The organism is Actinomyces sp. MRS3W (assembly GCF_032465695.1).
Lineage (GTDB): Bacteria > Actinomycetota > Actinomycetes > Actinomycetales > Actinomycetaceae > Actinomyces.
On the sequence record NZ_JAWDJJ010000060.1, the window covers coordinates 1 to 3,989 of the forward strand.

At 71.4% G+C, this 3,989-nt stretch carries 3 protein-coding genes; 1 reads left to right on the forward strand and 2 read right to left on the reverse strand.

Going from position 1 to position 3,989, the window contains the following annotated elements:
• Positions 1 to 82: 82 nt before the first annotated feature.
• On the forward strand, positions 83 to 1,189 hold the full coding sequence (locus RWX45_RS01695) for an alpha/beta hydrolase (RefSeq protein ID WP_316022062.1): 1,107 nt from the start codon (positions 83 to 85) through the stop codon (positions 1,187 to 1,189).
• Between the two features lie 94 nt (positions 1,190 to 1,283).
• Here the strand turns inward: RWX45_RS01695 and RWX45_RS01700 are convergent, their stop codons facing one another.
• Both RWX45_RS01700 and RWX45_RS01705 read right to left on the reverse strand, forming a co-directional pair.
• Positions 1,284 to 2,336, reverse strand: a complete 1,053-nt coding sequence (locus RWX45_RS01700; RefSeq protein ID WP_316022060.1) for a hypothetical protein — start codon at positions 2,334 to 2,336, stop codon at positions 1,284 to 1,286.
• A 139-nt stretch (positions 2,337 to 2,475) separates the two neighbouring features.
• Positions 2,476 to 3,989: transglutaminase-like domain-containing protein (locus RWX45_RS01705; protein WP_316022061.1), on the reverse strand; the 1,514-nt coding region annotated here is incomplete at its 5' end.

Sequence of the window (3,989 nt, forward strand, 5' to 3'; positions counted from 1 at the left end):
CCCCATAGACGAGCCCCCGACTGCCCCGGCCCCCGCACACCGAGTCTCGTCAGGCCCGGACACCCCAGGCGCCTCGCACCGCCTGGAGGAATCCGCCGCGGACGCCCCGAGCGCGCAGGCCGCTGCCGCCGAGCGGCACGCCCCCGTCGATGCCTGGGGGCCGGACGTGCTCGGCCCCGGATTCCGGGCCCGCACCCTGCCGCTGCTGCCCGACGTCGAGGATGACGGCGCCGTCGCCACCCTCATCCACCATGTTCCGGCCGAGGACCCGGCGGCTCTGCCCGGCACGCCTACGTCTGTGCGCTTCACCTTCCTGTACCTGCACGGCTGGAACGACTACTTCTTCCAGACCGAGCTGGCCCGGGAGATCTCCCGCATCGGCGGCGCCTTCTACGCCCTGGACCTGCGACGCTACGGCCGCTCCCTGCGCGAGGGGCAGATGCTCGGCTGGATCACGTCGCTGACCGACTACGACGAGGAGATCGGCCTGGCCCTGGCGGCCATTCGCGCTGTGGAGGGCTGGGAGACACCTGCGGTGTTGTGCGGCCACTCCACCGGCGGCCTCATCGCCTCGCTGTGGGCGGACCGCCATCCGGGGGCGATCTCCGCGCTCGTGCTCAACTCCGCCTGGTTGGAGATCCAGGGGTCCGAACCGGTACGGCTCGTGGGCGAGCCGGTGGTGCGCACCCTGGCCCGCAGTGACCCTCGCAGGGCCATCCCGATCCCCACCTACCCGCCGGAGGCCATGTACCACATCACCGATGGTTGGGATCCCGAGCGTGACGGCGAGCTTCCCGACCCCGCCTGGGCCGAGGACCCGTACGTGACCGGTTGGAGGGTGAACCCGCGCTGGAGGATCCGCCCCTCCGCCCCTATTCGCCCCGGCTGGTTACTCGCCATCCTTGCTGGTCAGGCACGCGTTGCCGCGGGCCTGGACGTGCGCTGCCCGGTGCTGTCAATGGGATCCGCCCGCAGTCATCTAAGCGTGGCGTGGACGTCAGACTCGCGCAGTACGGACACGGTCGTCGACGCCGATGCCACCGCCCGCCGGGCGATCGGCCTGGGCAAGCTGGTGACCGTAGCGCGTTTCGACGGCGCGGTTCACGATCTGGTCCTCTCCGCCCCACCGGTGCGCGAACAGGTCTACTCCACGCTGCGCCGCTGGCTCGGCGCCTACGCGCTGCGCTGATGGTTATTTTCCACGGCGGGAGGCGCAGGGCGTGGCCCGTGGGGACCACGCCTACCTGTTAACCGGGTTGATTTGGCACACGCCTACAAGACGATCAGCCGCGTTCGGCGGCTGACGCCTCATCGTCCGCCGGTTCCAGCAGCTCGCGCAGGCTCGGCCCGGAGGCGCCAACACGCCACGCCCGCCAGCCGTCAACGTCCTGCGTGTGCTGGGCAGCATTCGCAGCCGCGGACGGATCACGGTAGGAAGTACCGTCGGCAAGGGTGATGGTGCCATCACCAGCAAGCGTGGCCTCGTGGTTGATGCCGCGGCGTCGGCGCACCCACACCAGGGTGGCGGGGGTGTCGATAGTTTCGGCCAAGGTGGATAAGGCCCGTTCCGAGGTCTCGCCTGCAGGAACGGTCGGTTCCGCTCCGAGGACCGCCGCATCGAGGCGGTGCCCGCTCACGCTGCCGGAGGACTCCGAGGGTGTGGGGGCGCTGCTCGTCGAGTTGGGCGGCTGCGCCACCACCGGGGTAGGCGCGGTCGCGTCATCGGGCCGCGGGTCATCCGCCGGGTCGGCTGCGGCCGGTGCGGTGAACCGATCCGCATCCAGGGCTTCACTGGCGACATCGGTGCGCAGCAGTTCCACCGAGACGAGCGCGCGCCCATCCTCGGTGGAGCGCACTCGCAGTTCGTGGACTTCTACCCCGGAGTCGGCGATCATTCCGAAGGCCGTGCGCACGTCGTCGGCGATCTCGGTGACTACGAGCGTCAGGCGCGGCCCAGGATCAACGCCGGCGGGAACACTGTCGCGGAAGCCGTTCCAATCCTGTTCAAAGGCGAGCAAGCCGCCGGGATAGCGGGAGGCGAGCTGGTCGCGTCCGGCGCGGGCGGCATTGGTGGCACGTGCCATGGCCATGAGCAGTGCAGTGGAGTCGAGGACGTCGATGACCTCGATGGTGACGACTTGACCGGCGGCGTCGAGCGCAGTCAACGCATCACCGCCGATGACCTGGTCCCAGCAGATCCCCAAGAGCGGACGGCGCAAAACCTCGGCGATCTGACGCCGGACTGCGGCCAGGACGGCAGTGCGATCCGCGTCCGTGGCGGGACGGCCCAAAACTGCGGGCTCAAGCCGATTGTCATTAAGGTCAAAGAGCGCCATCGTGGTGTGCCTTCCTGTTCGGCGCTCACCGCCCCGACGGATCGCGCGCTGTGCCCAGTTATCCTCTCACGCGCGGAGCCGAACACTACCCGCCTGTGACGGCCCACACATGTTCTCTGCGTGACCTGTCATGTCCCGTTCAACGCCGACGGCGCAGCACGCTCGCGGGCAGGAGCCGGGCGCGCAGGCGCCAACACGGCGACGCCGTGCGATTCAGGCCCGTCACCGCGGCGTGCAGGAGCCTGCCCAGGCGCCTGCGGTCCGCGTCCGTCGGCGTCTCCCTCGTGGCCGTGTCCGCGAAGGTCTCCGCGACGACGGCGTCGGCCAGTTCTCTCAGCGCGCGGGCGGCGTCATCGGGCGCGGCTGTTGAGGACGAGTGCGCGATGAGGTATGCGTTCAAGTCCTCAGCCAGCGCCTCGGGCGTGAGCGCCCGCGGTCCGGTGGGGAGGGTCGCCGTGCTCCGTCCCCGCCCAGGGAACGCGCAACGGTCGGAGGCCGTCCCCGGCGGGGCCGCGTTCCGATCACCGGGGGTGCCCTTGGAACCGCCCCGCCGCCACCGGCCCAGGTCGACGGCGACATCCAGCAGCTCCTCCCAGGCTGCGGCGGCGGGACGCTGGCCGGTATGGAGGCGGCGACGTCGCCGTCGGCGCCGCCCGGCGCGCACCAGTGTCGGCGTGGACAACATCAGCAGCAACAGGGCCACCCCCACGAGCCACGGCATCACGGCGCGCCGGGCGTTCAGCGGGGCAGCGGCGGACTCGGAGGGAGCGTTGGTGGCCTGCGTCCCCGGCGTCGACGCAGAGGGTGCCGGGCTCGCCTGCGGGGAGGCGGTTTGTGCCGTGGCGGAGGCGGTGGGTGCGGGCGCCGTCTCCATGCCGGTGTCGGCGCGGACCCCGGCGCCGCCCGGCGTCGGCTCGTAGGCGACCCAGCCGATGCCCTCGAGCCACACCTCCGGCCAGGCGTGGAGGTCCTGCCCGGAAACGGTCGTGGTCCCTTCACCGGCGCGGGAGGCGTAGCCGACGGCGATGCGGGTGGGCAGGCCGAGGCTGCGGGCCATAAGCGTAAAGGTGGCGGCGTAGTGGATGCAGTAGCCGCGCCGCTCGGTGAGGAAGGCGTTGATGGTCTCCAGTGGTGTGGTGTCCGCGTCGGCGTCGAAGCTGCCCGGGGCGGTTTCGTCGTAGAGGAAGTCGCCGCTGTGGAACCAGGCGGCCAGGGCAGCGGCCTGCGCGGCCGGGGCGGTGTCCGGGCCGTCGAGGCCCGCGGTATCCATAACCTCGTGGGCGGTGGCGGCAACGGCGTCGGACGGCCCGGGCAAGTCCCTGTAGCGGGCGAGCTCGCTCGAGTCCACTGCGGCGGCCGCGTAGGGCGGGAAGTCCTGGGGCAACCCGTCAGCGCCGGCCACCGTGGACCAGCCGACGGCGGTGTAGGCGTCACCGTCGGCGGTGCTTGTGTCACGCGCGATCGCCGTGGAGGTGCCGGCGATCCATGACCAGCGCCGCGGGTCGAGTGTGGCCTGCGTGCTCGCTTCCGCGTCCGCTCTCACGAGCACGGCCGACTGCGGCAGCGGCAGCCGGGTGGAGTTGAGGGCGCGAATCCGCAGGTGCAGCTCGGGCAGGCCAGTCTGGTCGGCCAGGACCTGCTCGGTGGTCACGG